We start from the raw sequence: 16,076 nt of genomic DNA, 5'->3' as shown, positions 1-16,076 counted from the left end.
CTCTAAATTAGATAGCCCCCAATCTTCACTTTAATATGCAAGGTTGGGGGGCATTACATTGGAGCCATATAACTCATCGTTCGCTTAAATTTATTTAGGTTCAGACAATCAATCCTTTAGTTGCTAAAGAAGCACCGTGAACGCTTCAAAACAAACCCATCAAACAAAATTAATTGTGCTATGTTCCATAATCCCATCATAATCTGGGTGAGGATTTACCTACAATGGCAAATGGAGTTCTCAGTACAGTTGAGCGGGTCGACGACATACCTTTGTTGCTAGCGCAGATGAACAAAATTCAATTGGCAACATTATTGGACAAACACTTTCCCATGCATGGCCATTCGAAAGGACTTGGTTTAGGTCATATTGTCGAAGTCTGGCTTGCCTATATACTGAGTGAAGGCGATCATCGCCTGAATCATGTTGAAAACTGGGCTGGGGGTCTGCTAATAACACTTGAAACATGTCTTGCAAGGCCGGTGCGGTCTTTAGATTTCACTGACGATCGTCTTGCTATAGTTCTTGATTCATTGGGCCAGGATGATGATTTCGAAGCATTTGAGAGCAATCTTAATCAAGGCATCATTCGCGTTTATGATTTAAGGACAAAACGTGTTCGGGTTGATAGCACCAGTGCTTCAGGTTATATGACGGTAAAAGAGAATGGCCTTTTTCAATTTGGACACAGTAAAGATCATCGCCCGGATTTACCCCAGTTAAAAATAAATCAGTCCGCGTTAGATCCCTTGGGCATACCGCTCACAACGACCATTGTTAGTGGTGATAAGGCCGATGATCCATTGTATATCCCCGAGATTCGCAAAGTACAAAACAGCTTGATTGAACATGGGGTCCTTTATGTGGGTGATTGTAAAATGGCATCACTGGCAACCCGTACTTACGTAGCTAAAAGTGAGGATTTTTATTTGTGCCCCTTATCGGCAGTTCAAATGCCTGAAACAGAGCTGTCAATGCTATTGGACAAAGTATGGAATAACGAACAAGCACTAAGGCATATTTATCGTCCAGCAATTGGTGAAGACGATAATTCTGAACCCATTGCAGAATGGTTACGGTTATACAGTCCACATGCAATCTGATGAAGCTGGCCATGATTTTTCATGGGATGAATAGCGGCTAGTGGTTCGTTCACTGAATCACGCAAGAAAGCAGGAGCAGAGGCTACATGAACATATCAAGGAAGCGCAGGCAGCCATTGCCAAGCTTAATCAGCGTGGCCGTGGTATAAAAATACTCGATGAAAAAGAGTTACTTGCGGCAGTTGACACTATTTTGAAAAAGTACAAGCTTCAAAGCCTGTTGCAAATTGAGTATCGTAAAGAAGAAAAGAAAACCCTACACAAAGCAACTCACAAGCGCGAGGCCTATATCCTGGTTGAAACAAGCATTACCGTCCACTCCACCCTGAATCAAGATGCTTTGGAACAATATGTGCGAAATTTAGGCTGGCGGGTAAGACACTATCGGAGCATCAAAAGTGTGAGCCAATATGCATTGTTCCTCATCCGCGAACATTGCGCAAAGCACGCGAGCAAGTTAAATATATGGTGATTGATGGGACCTCTACCCGCCGAATCAGAAATTATCTTCATCGCTGGGTTATGTGGTGGACAAAGACTTCAGCAACCTGGCAATACCAGGGACTTTTGCAACACTTTATTGATGTTTGTTGGCACGAGCACGCAGCCGCCTACGCGACCGCACTTTCTAGCCTTCACTTCAAAGAATTACACATCCAGTCGGTTGATATACTGGCTGTGGCCGCATAAGTTTTGCAAGTTTGAAGTTTTTGTTCGACATAAGTTTTCCAACCTCCGCACCCAACGCCCTCGTCCCCCCGCCCCCATCCCACCCCGCGCGCGCGCCGACCGAAAAATCCCCACCAAGACCATCAATCGAATCATCGGATGCAATAATAGGGAAATCCCCATCACTATTTTTAAATTTATATGAGCGGGCGACGCCCTCCTGTTTTTCTATCACATAATAAAGCCCCTGCGCCATCACACATCTATCAATACCAGGCAAGCGTCTCATTTCAAAACCTATCAATTGCCGCCACACCAAACGAATCTTGTCATAATTATTACCGCCTGTTTCATATAAATTACCCCACTCACGGTTAAGTAGTTCAAAAGCATGTTGAAGGCTCGCATAATTATAATGCATGCAGGGTTTAGTCAAAATTCTAGGCGACCAGTCCTTTCGAAACTGAATGATAGCCTCACAAAGGTCACTCTTGCGAGTCATGTCTTTATTTAGCAATGCCTTCACATCCTCAGCAGACGCTTTTTTAATAAGCTCAATCAACGGGGTTAATTTATAAGGTTCCTGCTTCAGCATGTCTTCAATATGCGGTCTATAGCGTTCATATTGGCGTATCATTTGCTGTTCACCATCTTTTATTTTTGAAAAATAAGGCTGTACCATTTCAGCCAGTTCATAATCTCCCGCACCCAATACAAACTCATAAATGGTTACATTTCTTATTTCATCGCCACCAGGTGTTTTCACATCGGCTGCTTGAACCAGTAGACTGGGATTCTCCTCTAACATTTCAATTAGCGCAGTCACATCTTCCTTTCGTGCATACGCTGCATACTGCAATGCCTGTGCAACATCGCTATTTGCCCACCCACTGATTTCTCGAATTAACTCAGTTGGTAATGGAGAAAAAAAGTTGTTTTCGCGCTCACGTAACATGAGCATGGTGTATATTTGTTCACGGCTTAGCATGCATTTATACCTGGTTGTGGTTAATAATAGATGGTCATTATAAATTCAAATTGAATTATATGTAATCTTATTTTGGACTCACTTTATGTGGTTTAGCTACACTAATAGTGCAAAATATACAAGGCAGCTTGATAGAGATTCGTGGTTTTACTTCTCTTTACGGCGAATACTGGAGTTCTACTCCAGAACGCCACGATCCCCAGAAGGCGTGGTACGAGCTCTTCGCCACCAATGGCGAGAGCAGACCATCGACCCGTCTTTGGCTGATCCTCGGGCCTACTGAACCCTAACTTTTCTTTTGCGCGCTCTGTAAACGAATCCCTTTCTCTTCAATATTAATCAGGCCTCGTTTATAAAGTTGTCCTATTGCACTTTTAAAATTCTTTTTGCTTTCAGCAAAGGTTTGCTGAATTTCTGCCGGAGAGCTTTTGTCATGCAAGGCTAAAAAACCACCGGATTGCTCGAGCTTAGCTAGAATACGTTGTGCTAGGTCATTAATACTGTTTTGTCCTATTTGTCTTAAAGTAACATCAATTTTGCCATCGTCACGTACTTTCTTAATGTATCCTTTGATTTTTTTGCCATACATCAATGGTTGAAAAAGATCGTCCGCATGGATTAATCCCCAGTGATGGTTGTTGATAATTACTTTTCGTCCTAAAGGTGTCGTATCAGCAATAAGTAGGTTAACTTCTTCGCCAGCTTTAAAATCAGCTTCTGTCTTATCTAGAAAATAATCGATTTTTGAACTGGCAATAATACGTCCCTGAGCATCTTGCTTTAAATAGACAAGATAAGATTTTCCTTTTTCCATAGGACAATGTTGTTCTGGCTTGGGGACTAATAAATCTTTATCCAATCCCCAATCAAGGAACGCACCCACCGCATTGACATCAACCACTTTTAAAAAAGCACAGCTACCTACTTTGGCGTGAGGGCGTACAGTTGTGGCAATGATTTTGTCTTCTGAATCAAAATAGACAAATACATCCAGTACATCCCCAACTAACGCACCTTTAGGCACCGATTTATTCGGTAATAAAATTTCGCCCCATTCTCCTCCTTGCAAATACACGCCAAAAGGAGCTTCTCGTACCATTTTTAATTTATTAAATTGCCCAACTTTAATCATGACTAAACTCGTTGTTCTTAGATTAGTAAAGCTTAACACAGAACACCTTATCTGTTTATTATTTGTTGATGTTGCTGCGCAATCTCAGCAGATCGAGTTTTTTCTAATAAAATAATATCAGTACCTCGGATATGAGATATTTTTTTGACCGTTGTTGTTTCCTGGACGAGTTTTTGTATATCCGCAAATAAATCAAAACCATGATGTTTTAATGGACGTAATAAAAAGTAAGCTTTACCTTGCTGGGCGAGCGAGTTTTCCAAGGCGCGAATATAATTTTGAAATGAGCTATCTAAATAAAATCTACAGCGATTTTTAAATTCGGACGGTGAAAGTATTCCGTGGCCGAGTAGAAAATAGGGTGGGTTGCTGATAATCAAATCATATTTACCTCCCCATTTTTTATCATGTAATTCATCATAATTGATAAGATGCCAGTGGCATTGCAATTCGGGTCGATTGATATGAGCTAGGTTTTGATGAAAATAGTCAGTATAAATATCCTGGACTTCAATAAAATCAATGTGTCGAATTGCTGGTAGATGCCAGGATAGCTCCATGCCAATGACCCCACAACCTGCGCAGAGATCCAAGATACGCAATGAACCAAGATCAGCGTGGGATTGTAATTCGGTTGCAACAAATTGCGCGAGCTGAACCGAATCAAGACTAAAATGATATTCGTCAGGTTGTTTGTAATTGTAAGTAAAAGGCATTATTTGGGTTCGTTCTGCATTAGATAAATCATTTGGAACTGCATAGATGGTCTGTTTTTTGTTTTATTTTAAGTGATTTTATTGGTCAATTATAGTCTCTAAATCGTTTTGAAATTAAAAGTGGAGCACTAAGGATAAAATAAAGGCATTTTCGTGTATGATCGCTTATTTTTTTCAGGGATATTCACATGTCAAAAACATATGACGAGTTATTATATCGCTCACAATTTACTAAATTAATGGTTAATATTCATGATGATATTAAGAAGTTAGCGCAAGTATATGGTAGAGTTGAGGCGGTTTTTAACGATGTGGATGCATTAAAACATAATGCCTTTGCTGCCATCGTATAATTCTTGAATTCCCGCAGGATCTTTCATTGTAAGTGGTTATTACAACGTCTGTTGCATGTATGCGCGTGTGTGCTTGTCTGAATGATTTTTATAACCTTTGCAACAATAAAGAGCAATTAGATTGATTAGCGGATCAGTTACGCCATTTAAAAATGCATACTGAATGTTATCAGAGCAATGATGTGCCTTATGATGTTTTTTTGACAGTAACACGTGATGGTTCTGCAGCCATAGGATGAGTCGATTTTCATCAGTGGCGTTATGACACCAATAATGCGACAACTCAGCAATAGATGAAAAAATACCAAAGGCAACCAACCCTGTATTTAAAGAAACCCCTAAATGAAAATTCAACTGAATTCCCACTAAAGCAACTAAATACACCAATAGCCAAAATTTAGTTCCCGATTCATCAAAATAGACTTTTAATGGGTGCCTTACGGTATAAAAATATTTTGCGTGATGCAGGTGAAATGCAGCAATATAAGGTCCCGCTGGAGATGTATAATAAGTGTTATTATCCATATACATATGCACTAAACCGTTAACAAAATCGGTAACTATATAGGCAATCACCAAAACCAAAATTAATCCAGAATAAGAAGTACTTTCATAGGTATAAATTAAATTAAATAACGTAATTGCTTGTAGTGAAACGATTAAAAATGACACGAGTCTTTCAAAAGACCTATACCTCCAATGATTTAAATACTTCTGAATTGCCTGAATAAATTCATTAACTTTATTATCACCATGGGAGTTTAGGGTGGTCATTTCTATTACTATGTATGATTAATTTTAGGTAGGTCCTAATGATACCATTAATAAACAATATTTCCTTGATGAATTAATGATTAGACTCGAGGTAGTCTTAAACCACTTCAGTATAGCAGGATCAATTTACAGAGCATTTTGGAGTAAACTTGCCTCTGAGTATGCGAGTGAAACAACGATTAATAATTAAGGATGAGTATGTTGCAGTTAAGAGAGCTTCGATTAGAAGATGAGAAACAGTTCATTGCAGTAATGAACAAAAGCAAAGAATTTTATTACCCTTTTATTATCCATTGCTTGACTCCGTACTATAGTACATACCCTATATTTGAATTATGTATCAACGGAGAATTAAAATGAACAACGTAGTCGCTAAAAAAGCTATTCTTTATCGTATGGTGATGCCCAAGCATACCTGTCCTTATGGTCTTAAGGCAAAAGATTTGTTGCAACGTCGAGGCTATAGTGTCGAAGACAATTGGCTCACTACCCGTGAACAAGTCGCTGCCTTCAAAGAGAAACATCATGTTAAGACAACACCGCAAATCTTTATCGATGGGGAGCGGATTGGGGGCTATGATGACTTAAGCCGCTATTTTGGTAAAAAAGTAGGTGACCCTAAAGGAAAAAGTTATCGTCCTGTACTTGTCCTTTTTGTAATCACTGCACTTATGGCTCTGGCAACGAGCTATGCATTTTTACATAATCCTTTTACAGCCAAGGCGTTAGGATGGTTTATTTCTTTTAGCATGGTGGTTCTTGCCTTGCTTAAGTTACAGAATATTGAAGGCTTCGCAACTATGTTTCTCAATTACGACCTTTTAGCCAAGCGTTGGGTGCCTTATAGTTATATTTATCCTTTTGCAGAAGCCTTAGCGGGTATTTTGATGATTGCCCATGCCTTGAATTGGATTTCTATCCCAATAGCATTGTTTATCGGCAGCATAGGAGCCATTTCCGTATTTAAAGCGGTTTATATTGATAAACGCGAGTTGAAATGTGCCTGTGTTGGCGGCGACAGTAATGTACCACTAGGTTTTATTTCCCTTACAGAAAACTTAATGATGATTGGCATGGCTTTGGCGATGTGGCTTATGTAAGTTTTAAATCGCACTGGATAATAGGTTGATTAATGTATCCGAATAAGGATTGGCAATGAGTTGTTCTTTTTGGGCTTTAGACAGTTTTTTAATGTAGCGTTCTATGCGCATCGCTATGGATTTGCCCGTCTTAATTTCCCAGTTTTGAGCAATGGTGATGGGTTTGAAGCTGCGTGTGTATTTGCTACCTTTGCCTGAAAGATGCTCTTGAAAACGTTTTTCAAGATTATCAGTATAGCCTGTGTAATAACTTTGATTTGCACAGAGTAAGATGTAAACCCAATAAATTTTTTCGGACATGTTTTGCAGTATATAGTACTGATATTCGGCTGGTTTTAATCCATATGATATGCGCGTTGCGTAGTATGAATCAAGTTATCATTGGGCAGGTTCTGAGAATTACCGCGCTTGACCACGGTAATTCGAGATTTTTCTTTAACAGAAATAAAATTATTCGGTGTAGCCTGGTTGCTTGCAACCTCGTTAGGTCGAATGATTAACTCTGTTCAGGAACTGGTAATTGTTCCTCTCTCCTGGTTTTTGCAAATTTTGGGAAAAAAGGACCCAATTTTTTAATAAAATCATAGGCCATAAATACCGCTCCAAGCGCAAAAACAATGTCTCCTGGTAAGCGCAGCCATTGCCACAATAAGGTTGTATTATAAAACTCAAGACTTCGTGCATGAGCAAAGCCATGCTCATATACATCCATCAATTGCGCCCAGCCTATAGGGAAGAAATTTAGTGTGATCCACAATAACAAGCCAATGTTATATAGCCAAAATGCCCAGGTGCCTAAACGATCGCTCCAGGGAAGGCGATCCCCTGCGGCATAACGTAAGCAAAAATAAACTAAACCAAGTCCTAATAAACCAAAGGCACCGAATAAAGCCGTATGCGCATGGTTTAAGGTTAAGAAGGTTCCGTGTTCATAATAATTCACTAGTGGGGCATTAAGCGTCCCCCCTCCGAACACACCGGCACCAACGAAGTTCCAAAATGAAGCGCCTAAAATATACATAAATGCCAGGTTATAGGCAAAAGCACCTTGGCGTTTAATCAATATTCGTTGCTCAATGGCATCAATAATCAGCAAGACCAAGGGCAATACTTCAATGAACGAAAACATGGAGCCAAGAGGTACCCACATATCTGGTGTTCCAGTCCAATACCAGTGGTGCCCTGTACCAATCACGCCACCTAAAAAGACTAGAATGGTTTCAAAAAACATAGTCCGTTCAGCCAGCGCTCGTGATACCAATCCCGTTCCCATCAGTAGATAGGCTGTGGCGCATGCCGCGAAAAACTCAAATGATTGTTCTACCCACAAATGCACCACCCACCAACGCCAAAAATCGGTAATGGTGAACGATTTTTCAATTCCGGTTAAGGGAATCATTCCAAAGCAATATAGTACGGCGACATTCAGGGTGCTTGCCCAAAACAGGTGTTCTAGACGGATTTTTCCAGTCCAAAATTGCTTCGTAGCGGTTTTTAAATCGCCCCAGCTAGGCCACATCCCACGAAACACAATAAAGCTCCACAAGAAAAGTCCCAAACAAAAGGCAATTTGCCATAGTCGGCCAAGCTGTAAATAAGATAAGCCTTGGTTTCCAACCCAAAACCAAGCTTGGTTTACATAACCCATAATCCCTAAATAATCGCCAACAATTGCCCCTGCTACGATAAAAAGAGTGACCCAAAAGAGCAAATCGATAAAAAATCCTTGATGCCTGGCTTCTTTTTTACTGATGATGGGCGATAAAAATATGGCCCCACTAATCCAGGACAGGGCAATCCAAACAATGGGTGTTTGAATGTGCACATCGCGCAAGAAATTAAAGGGCAAATAATCGTTGATGCGAATCCCATAAAAACCAGCCCGCTCCGTGTAATAGTGTGCCAAAATTGCGCCCACACCAATTTGCAGCAAAAACACGATTGCCACTACTACAAAATACTGCCCCGTTTTACGCTGACTTGGGGTCAGGGGGGCAAAGTTCATAAATATTGATGTTCTTGGGGCCTTATCAGGCGAACTAAGGTAACGATGATAAATGTAAAGTACGGCTCCAAAGCCAAAAAAAACAAAGCAAAATGAGATCCAGGTCCAGTAAAAAGTCTGGGTTGTTGGCGTATTTCCCATGGTCGGCTCATAGGGCCAGTTGTTCGTATAAGAGCTATTTTTACCTGGCCGATGCGCGATTGTAGTCAAGGAAGAATAAATAAGAAAATCAGCGGTTTGTAAGGCACTTTGCTGATCCAGGCTGTAAGCCTTTGTCCAGCCCTGTTCCGCATTATGATTTAACAAGCTTTGCGAAATTTCATTTCTTAATTGCAAAATCGCATCGCTAACCGGTTGTGATAAAATGGATGTTGGCTGACTTAAATTCGTTTGTTGCAAATCCCGTTGCATGGCTTTACGTACCATATACTGGTCGCCTTCAGACAAGCTTGCAAAAGGTTTAGCAAATTGTTGTTGGGCAATTTTATCTTCAATAAGGCGACCCAAACGTACTAGGTATTTTGCGGTGTAATCTTCTCCAAAAGAAGATCCCATACCATAAAGGCTGCCATAATCCATTAAATCCGCACGTTGAAAACCGGCTTTACCGGCAACGATATCATCCGCGGTCATTACGATTTGCCCTGTAGGCGATTGAAATTGTTGTGGTAGTGGTGGGGCAAGTTGGTAGGTTTTATAAGTGCCCCAAATTAAAACAATAAAACATAAAATCGCGGTGACTAAAAGAATCCATTTCAGTACATTGGATACTTTATCTGTACTTTCCATAGCAGTATCTTGAGTTGCGTTAATCATTGTACACTATCCTTATGCCTTTATATTGTTCGTTTGATATACACATTTTTTTATTGTGGTCACCAGTGAAGTTACCATGGCGCGGCTACCAAAGATAGCCTATCTCTTCAATCCACGTGAAGTGAAGACTGCAGAAGACGCAAAACGCATCATCGAAGAGAGGCAATTAAGCCATGTCAAAGTGGGTATTTTTGATATTGATGGTGTGATGCTTGGCAAGTATATGAGTCGCAATAAGTTTTTTTCCGCTTTGGATAATGGCTTCGCATTTTGTGATGTGGTTTTAGGTTGGGACACCAAAGATAAGCTTTATGATAATGTTAAGTATACCGGCTGGCACACGGGTTATCCCGATGCCAATGTACGCATTATTCCCTCCAGCTGTCGTGAGTTAGTTGTCGAAGACAATCAATCGCACAAACTCATGATAAAGAATTGGCTTTGCCACGAACCTTATGGGATGCCGCACAAACTCTTAAAGCATCTCGAGCCGCACACGCTTTATTTGGCCCCGATTTCGTGCCTCACTTGCAGAACGCGAGGAATATTGTCAGGCCGCAGTGGATGTGGTCATTGCCAATAAGGAAGCGATTGCCTTGGAATTGAGCTGGCAAATGGGACGCCCCATTCGCTACACCCAAGGAGAAATTAATGGATTTGAAGAGCGGGCAAGATACATGATTGCTGCAGCCAAGACCGCTCTGGAGCCGATTGAGTTACCTGAAAAAGAGGGCTTTATTCGTTACATTAAACGGGAGCCTTTAGGTATTAATTTGGTTATTGCACCTTGGAATTATCCATTCCTCACTACAGTGAATTCGGTGATTCCGGCAATTATGGCCGGAAATGCGGTGTTGTTGAAAAGCTCTGCGCAAACCCCATTGGTTGCCGAGCGATTGGCACAAGGATTTAAGGAGGCGCGTTTGCCGGAGGGGGTTTTTCAATATTTGCATCTGAATCATGCTGATACAGAACAATTAATTCATTCTGCGGACATCAATGCGGTTGCTTTCACAGGCTCCGTTGCGGGTGGAGAGATGGTGGAACGTGCCGCGGCCGGTCGCTTTATTCATATAGGCTTAGAGTTAGGGGGTAAAGATCCCGCCTATGTGCGTGCAGATGCCGATCTGCAACACGCAGTAGAAACGGTGATGGATGGTGCTTTTTTTAATTCAGGCCAATCTTGTTGTGGAATTGAGCGTGTCTATGTGCACCAAGATGTTTATGATGGGTTTTTAGACTGGATTATGCAAATGCGATTGGAGTTGGGAATTGAGTCGACTTTAGCAGAAATTGGTATTGATACCTCACAAATAGATCGCCTTGCCACAATGGCAACGGAAGACGCTGCATCGGGGTCGAATCCTATAGTGTTTACGCCACAACAGTACAAAGATATTCTTTATGCAGCATGCAACGGACTGTGAGGTATTTATGAATCTTGGGATTTTAAATTGTGATCGGGTGAATGATGTATTTGCAGTACATTATGGGCAGTATCCTGATATGCTGGCAGCACTGTTCCAATCGATAGCTCCCAAGATGACGTTTACTGTGTTTCATGCAATCGATGGGGAGCTACCAAACGATGTTCATGCTGTAGATGCTTATTTAATTACCGGAAGCAGATACGGTGTGAATGATGGTTTCCCCTGGATTGCAGCGCTGGAAGAGTTTATACGTGTATTACACGCAACACCCAAAAAAGTGATGGGTATTTGTTTTGGCCATCAACTTATTGGCAAGTAGTGAATTTTGCCCTAATAACATGATGCAAATAGGGGAAACGATGTTAAGTTTACAAGGGCATCCCGAGTTTATTAAAGCCTATGCTAAAGATGTGATGCAATCACGCAAAAATATTCTTGAAAAGGACGTTCTAGCTCAGGGATTGCACTCTTTAGAGCTAGAACATGAACAGGAATTAATCGCACAATGGTTGGTTAATTTTTTGGATTAATTCGAAAGGAGCAATCAATGCTTTGTTATGCATTTGGCAATATCCTCTACTTGCGCGGCGTTCTGGTTCAACATCCAGTTGATTACAAACCATGTCCTCTAAATACTCGCGTTAGAGTATTAAAATCTGGGAGGTTATCCAGTATATTATTAAACAACTCGATGTAATCTGTTTTTAGTTTATTATTTAAAGGAATTTTTGAGCCATAAAAATCATGAAGAATTCATAATACTGGATTTTTGGGTTTTAAATAAAGCTTCCATCAACATGGTTGAGCCTATCCTTATGCATAGCCGAAACTATTGCATTGTTGGAGCTGGTGGGGGGCACCGAGCATTGCGAAGCTCAATATGGGTGTGGAAGTGAAGTTTCATTCAATAGGGTATATCTAAGCGATGAGGGTAACGAGGTCTTAAAAATTCAGAAGACTATAGACAAAATTGATGGCCCGAAACGTTACGTAAGATTGTGGAATGCGATTAACTCAGATTTACCTTCGGCAAGAGTGTTCGACCCTCCCTAGGGAACTGCGCGGGTTTGTCCTTTTATTGCAGGGGTTCTTTAAAAGATGACTCCGATCCCTTTTTTAAATGCGTTCCGAGATTTATCTTGAAACAGTAAAAATGGTTAAAGCTTTAGTCCTGATTAAAGACAATCGTCCAGACAGGGTTGATGTCGATTTTTTAAAAACTAGTCCAGAATTTAAATAAGTGCCATTAAGTTCTATTTCAATCCAAAACTGAATGTACGCATTGAAATGGAACTGTTTTGTATTCCTTCATATATAAATGAAAGCTCGTCCTCATCATCCGCTGCCCCTAGTGTATACAGCAGAGGATAATAATGATCCGGGGTCGGCACACTTAATCGTCCAGCTTCGGTATTGGTATATTGTGTTGTCAAGGCTTGAACGTCTCGGGCAATGAGCCTCTCTTTTATCCATGTATCAAATTCAATTGCCCATGGATATGGTTTGGGATCTTTTCCCCATGCAATTTCAGGTAAGTTATGTACGACATTACCACTACCGACAATGAGTATTCCTTGGTCACGCAATGATTTTAATTGTTGGCCAATACGATAATGATATTCTCCGGATTGTTCGAAGTATATGCTCAGTTGTACAACAGGAATATGTGCTTTGGGATATAAATGACGCAGCACTGACCATGTTCCATGATCTAATCCCCATGTTTCATTATCTAGGTGCACAGCAGGTTTTTCTACCGTTGATTTTACTAAATCAGCAAGTACAGGAGAACCTGGTGCTGGATATTCAACATCGAAAAGTGCTTTTGGAAATCCATAAAAATCATGGATTGTTTTTGGGTGCGGCATGTGAGTCACCCAAGTCCCTTCAGTTAGCCAATGGGCTGAAATACAGAGAACGGTTTTAGGTGTTGGAATTCGTTTCCCTAATTGTTCAAGGCATTCGGTAAATTCATTTTCTTCAATTGCATTCATCGGTGAGCCATGACCAATAAATAACACGGGCATGCGCTCTGTATTTTTAGGCTTTTGGTCCGTCATTACAAATCTCCTAGTTAAACTCGTTATCGAATTTTAGTATAATATCGGCCTGAATATAAAGAGAGAGCAGGAAATAATAGTGGTTTTTCGTAAACATAGTTCATGATTTGCCGCGTACACACATAAAAAATGTGGCTAGTTTTTTGAGTATTATGGGGGCATATTTTCTGGATTGATCGTGATCATCATGACTCTTTATTTCTATCATTGTGAGTACATTATGATCATTGATTGTTAACAAAAACTTAAGGATTTGGCTGAATGTGGCGTATGTTTTTTTCCCTTTTTCGATTAACCTGAGTAAAGAAGGGGTTAGAACCCCATGTCAAAAAATAAGTCTTTAAATTAATTAATATATTTTAATTTAATAATATAGTTAAATGGGATATCGCGCGTTAATCTTAAGTATGAGAGATAGGTTAAGATAGGATATGAGGTATCTCAATTTAGCTATTTGTTTATTAATTAGTTTCATGAGTCCAGTAGCCTTGGCTGGCAAGGTGTTTACATTCAAAGAAGCCTTAGCAATGGCGTATCGGAATAATCCCGAATTGCAAGCTGAAATAGATAAAGCTCAAGCCATGCGCGGATATTTTATTCAAAGTGGTCTTTATCCCAATCCTCAACTGACCTTAACCGCAGAAAATTTTGGCGGGTCAGGAGGCTATTCCAGTTATGAGGCGGCAGAAACGACTGCCGCTGTAACTCAGCCTATCCCTCTAGGAGGGCGTCTCTCTTATTTGAAAAAAGCAAGTTATGCTGATTATTTAGCTGCGTTAGGGCAAATTAATGTTCAAAAAGCGGCAATTTATATAGCAGTTGGTGTTGCGTATATTGATGCTTTGTATGCAGGACAATGGCATCTGGTTACCAAAAAACTTATTGCGCTGAATAAAAATATTGTTCGCTCGATCGAACGGCGCGTGAAAGCGGGTGCTGGGTCGGAGTTGGATTTAAGATTAGCCCAAGGGCGTTTAGGTGAGGCACGGATCCAAGAAAAAAGGGCAGAGCGTGATGCATTATCACAACGCGCTAAACTGGCTCGTTTATTAGGTAAGGGATTAAGGGTGGATTTACCGTTAGTAGATCAAGGATTGCCGGATGTCACCTTAAATTGGGCTGAACTCTTAAAAAAATTACCGCAAAGCCCGCAACTCATACAAATGCAACAGCAAATAAAAGCGAAGCGAGCAACTATTATCGCGGTTAAAAAATCGGTTTGGCCTGATTTAAACATTCAGGTGGGTGGGCGTCATTTTTCGGATGATGGCAGTAATGCAGCGGTGATGTCTGCTTATGCTCAAGTCCCTGTTTTTGATCGCAATCAGGGAAAAATAATGACTGCCGAAGCGCAGTTGACACAAACCATGCACCAATATCAGGGAACAAGGCTTGATGTTCGTCAAACGGTATATAGCGTATTTTTACAAGCTCAGCAAAGCCGCTATGAAGCTGATTTAGTGACCAGTACTTTATTACCACTGGCGCGAAAATCAATAAAATTAGCGCAAGATGGCTATCAAATGGGACGATATACCTACATTGAATTATCGCTAGCCTTGAATACTTTGTATGAAGAAGAACGACATTATCAGCAAGCCCATGCTGATAATCACAAGACATTGATTCAATTGACAGGGCTTTTAGGTCTTCATCCTACTAAGGAGAGTAAATGAATTTATTCGCATCACTAATTTCCTTTTTGCAAATTGTTATGTTGTTACTAGGGATGAGTTCTTTAGGTGTCTATGCTGAAACCACTCATGCCATGGAACAAGAGCATCAGCATGAAGTTATAGAAAGAGGTTCCCAGGGAGGTCGTTTGTTTAAAGAGGGGGATTTGATTTTAGAGCTTGTAGTTTTTGAGCGAGGAATGTCGCCTCATTTTAGAGTGTATTTTTACAAAAATGGTGAAGCGATTTTGCCCCCAGAATCTGATTTAAGCATAGAGCTTACTCGATTTAATGGAAAAAAGGAGCAAATCAGTTTTATTCCAATGAACGATTTTTTACAAAGTAAACAGGTCATTGAAGAGCCTCATTCTTTTGACGTAACGATTCGCTTTAATTCCTCTGGAAAGCAATTAAATTGGCACTACTCCTCTTACGAAGGGCGAGTAAAAATTCTCCCCGCCATGCTCAAGGCTGCAGGAATACACACAGCAGTTGCTCAACAGCAAGTGATAAGAACGCAATTAAATGTAGTGGGTAAAATTGCCACTAATCGTGATACCACAGCTCCCATTTATGCCCGTTACTCAGGGATTATTAAATCCATGACCAAGAATCTTGGGGATGAGGTCACCACGGATGATTTATTAGCCATCGTTGAAAGTAATGAAAGTTTACAAAGCTATGAAATAAAAGCCCCCATCACCGGCACAATTGTGCAAAAACACGCAACGAATGGTGAGTTCGCACAAAATACTAAACCTATTTATGAAATAGCGAACCTTGCCAATGTTTGGGCTGATTTCACCTTATATCGTAAGGAGGCTCCCTTAGTAAAGCGAGGTATGGAGGTGATTGTGACCGGTGATGAAGGAAAACCTAAATCCATAAGTACTATTTCCTACATCTCTCCGTTAGGTATAGAGGACAGCCAAACCACCTTGGCACGAGCAATTCTTAATAATGAGGAGCGCCTATGGCTTCCGGGTATGTATGTCAATGGCGCTATAGTTATTAAGGAAAAAACGGTTCCCGTTGCGGTGCCCGTTTCCGCTCTGCAGCAAATGGGCAAACAGGATGTGGTCTATGTGCAGCAAGGTGATTATTTTGAAGCAACTCCAGTGCTTCTAGGCGAAAAAGACAAAGAGTGGGCTGAAGTTATTTCAGGATTAGACGCAGGCCAGCATTATGTAAGTAAAAATAGTTTTTACATTAAGGCCGAAATAGGTAAGGAAGGTGCAAGCCATGAGGACTAAAAAA

Annotated in this window: 15 protein-coding genes and 2 pseudogenes; 10 read left to right on the top strand and 7 right to left on the bottom strand. The window is 40.6% G+C overall.

The window, feature by feature from the left end:
• Positions 1 to 224: 224 nt before the first annotated feature.
• A complete protein-coding gene (locus tag ACQY7T_RS01955) occupies positions 225 to 1,103 on the top strand; it encodes an IS1634 family transposase (protein ID WP_428411038.1) in 879 nt (292 codons plus the stop codon).
• 40 nt (positions 1,104 to 1,143) lie between these two features.
• Positions 1,144 to 1,575, top strand: a complete 432-nt coding sequence (locus tag ACQY7T_RS01950) for a hypothetical protein (protein WP_428411037.1) — start codon at positions 1,144 to 1,146, stop codon at positions 1,573 to 1,575.
• Between the two features lie 168 nt (positions 1,576 to 1,743).
• On the opposite strand, the gene ACQY7T_RS01945 is transcribed toward ACQY7T_RS01950, so the two are convergent.
• From ACQY7T_RS01945 to ACQY7T_RS01935, 3 genes are all read right to left on the bottom strand, one after another.
• Complete coding sequence (locus ACQY7T_RS01945) at positions 1,744 to 2,727, bottom strand: hypothetical protein (RefSeq protein ID WP_428411036.1); 984 nt, start codon at positions 2,725 to 2,727, stop codon at positions 1,744 to 1,746.
• A 319-nt stretch (positions 2,728 to 3,046) separates the two neighbouring features.
• Positions 3,047 to 3,931 carry a CvfB family protein gene (locus tag ACQY7T_RS01940; RefSeq protein ID WP_428411035.1) on the bottom strand — a complete coding sequence of 295 codons (885 nt, stop codon included), beginning with the start codon at positions 3,929 to 3,931 and terminating at the stop codon, positions 3,047 to 3,049.
• A gap of 8 nt (positions 3,932 to 3,939) precedes the next feature.
• Complete coding sequence (locus ACQY7T_RS01935) at positions 3,940 to 4,608, bottom strand: methyltransferase (protein WP_428411034.1); 669 nt, start codon at positions 4,606 to 4,608, stop codon at positions 3,940 to 3,942.
• A gap of 188 nt (positions 4,609 to 4,796) precedes the next feature.
• Here ACQY7T_RS01935 and ACQY7T_RS01930 point away from each other — a divergent pair, with 188 nt between their 5' ends.
• Positions 4,797 to 4,961 (top strand): hypothetical protein, encoded by a 165-nt coding sequence (locus ACQY7T_RS01930; protein ID WP_428411033.1) that lies wholly within the window; start codon positions 4,797 to 4,799, stop codon positions 4,959 to 4,961.
• 39 nt (positions 4,962 to 5,000) lie between these two features.
• Here the strand turns inward: ACQY7T_RS01930 and ACQY7T_RS01925 are convergent, their stop codons facing one another.
• Positions 5,001 to 5,735 carry a fatty acid desaturase CarF family protein gene (locus ACQY7T_RS01925; RefSeq protein ID WP_428411032.1) on the bottom strand — a complete coding sequence of 245 codons (735 nt, stop codon included), beginning with the start codon at positions 5,733 to 5,735 and terminating at the stop codon, positions 5,001 to 5,003.
• A 356-nt stretch (positions 5,736 to 6,091) separates the two neighbouring features.
• On the opposite strand from ACQY7T_RS01925, the gene ACQY7T_RS01920 reads away from it, so the two are divergent.
• The gene (locus ACQY7T_RS01920; RefSeq protein WP_428411031.1) at positions 6,092 to 6,835 is read left to right on the top strand and encodes a MauE/DoxX family redox-associated membrane protein; all 744 of its coding nucleotides are present in this window, start codon (positions 6,092 to 6,094) and stop codon (positions 6,833 to 6,835) included.
• A 3-nt stretch (positions 6,836 to 6,838) separates the two neighbouring features.
• On the opposite strand, the gene ACQY7T_RS01915 is transcribed toward ACQY7T_RS01920, so the two are convergent.
• Together ACQY7T_RS01915 and ACQY7T_RS01910 are read right to left on the bottom strand one after the other, a co-directional pair.
• On the bottom strand, positions 6,839 to 7,135 hold the full coding sequence (locus ACQY7T_RS01915) for a GIY-YIG nuclease family protein (RefSeq protein ID WP_428411030.1): 297 nt from the start codon (positions 7,133 to 7,135) through the stop codon (positions 6,839 to 6,841).
• Between the two features lie 196 nt (positions 7,136 to 7,331).
• A complete protein-coding gene (locus ACQY7T_RS01910; RefSeq protein ID WP_428411029.1) occupies positions 7,332 to 9,656 on the bottom strand; it encodes a nitric-oxide reductase large subunit in 2,325 nt (774 codons plus the stop codon).
• A gap of 76 nt (positions 9,657 to 9,732) precedes the next feature.
• Here ACQY7T_RS01910 and ACQY7T_RS01905 point away from each other — a divergent pair.
• The 4 genes and pseudogenes from ACQY7T_RS01905 to ACQY7T_RS01890 all read left to right on the top strand — a co-directional run.
• Positions 9,733 to 10,068 (top strand): annotated as a pseudogene (locus tag ACQY7T_RS01905) (glutamine synthetase); the annotation flags it as partial.
• Positions 10,069 to 10,177: 109 nt separating this feature from the next.
• Positions 10,178 to 10,886, top strand: a pseudogene (locus tag ACQY7T_RS01900) (aldehyde dehydrogenase family protein); the annotation flags it as partial.
• 204 nt (positions 10,887 to 11,090) lie between these two features.
• Complete coding sequence (locus tag ACQY7T_RS01895; RefSeq protein ID WP_428411028.1) at positions 11,091 to 11,405, top strand: hypothetical protein; 315 nt, start codon at positions 11,091 to 11,093, stop codon at positions 11,403 to 11,405.
• Positions 11,406 to 11,445: 40 nt separating this feature from the next.
• Positions 11,446 to 11,616: a hypothetical protein gene (locus ACQY7T_RS01890; protein ID WP_428411027.1), complete on the top strand. Its 171-nt coding sequence runs from the start codon at positions 11,446 to 11,448 to the stop codon at positions 11,614 to 11,616.
• 723 nt (positions 11,617 to 12,339) lie between these two features.
• On the opposite strand, the gene ygiD is transcribed toward ACQY7T_RS01890, so the two are convergent.
• Positions 12,340 to 13,146: a 4,5-DOPA dioxygenase extradiol gene (gene ygiD, locus ACQY7T_RS01885; RefSeq protein ID WP_428411026.1), complete on the bottom strand. Its 807-nt coding sequence runs from the start codon at positions 13,144 to 13,146 to the stop codon at positions 12,340 to 12,342.
• 431 nt (positions 13,147 to 13,577) lie between these two features.
• On the opposite strand from ygiD, the gene ACQY7T_RS01880 reads away from it, so the two are divergent.
• Both ACQY7T_RS01880 and ACQY7T_RS01875 read left to right on the top strand, forming a co-directional pair.
• On the top strand, positions 13,578 to 14,822 hold the full coding sequence (locus ACQY7T_RS01880) for a TolC family protein (RefSeq protein WP_428411025.1): 1,245 nt from the start codon (positions 13,578 to 13,580) through the stop codon (positions 14,820 to 14,822).
• Positions 14,819 to 16,072, top strand: coding sequence for an efflux RND transporter periplasmic adaptor subunit (locus ACQY7T_RS01875; protein WP_428411024.1), 1,254 nt, complete (start codon positions 14,819 to 14,821; stop codon positions 16,070 to 16,072). Before ACQY7T_RS01880 ends, ACQY7T_RS01875 begins: the two co-directional genes overlap by 4 nt.
• The last annotated feature ends 4 nt before the right edge of the window (positions 16,073 to 16,076 follow it).

Origin of the sequence: Legionella sp. (assembly GCF_965140895.1) — a bacterium.
In the GTDB taxonomy this organism is placed as follows: Bacteria; Pseudomonadota; Gammaproteobacteria; order Legionellales; family Legionellaceae; genus Legionella.
This window is presented reverse-complemented; position numbering and strand designations above follow the sequence as displayed.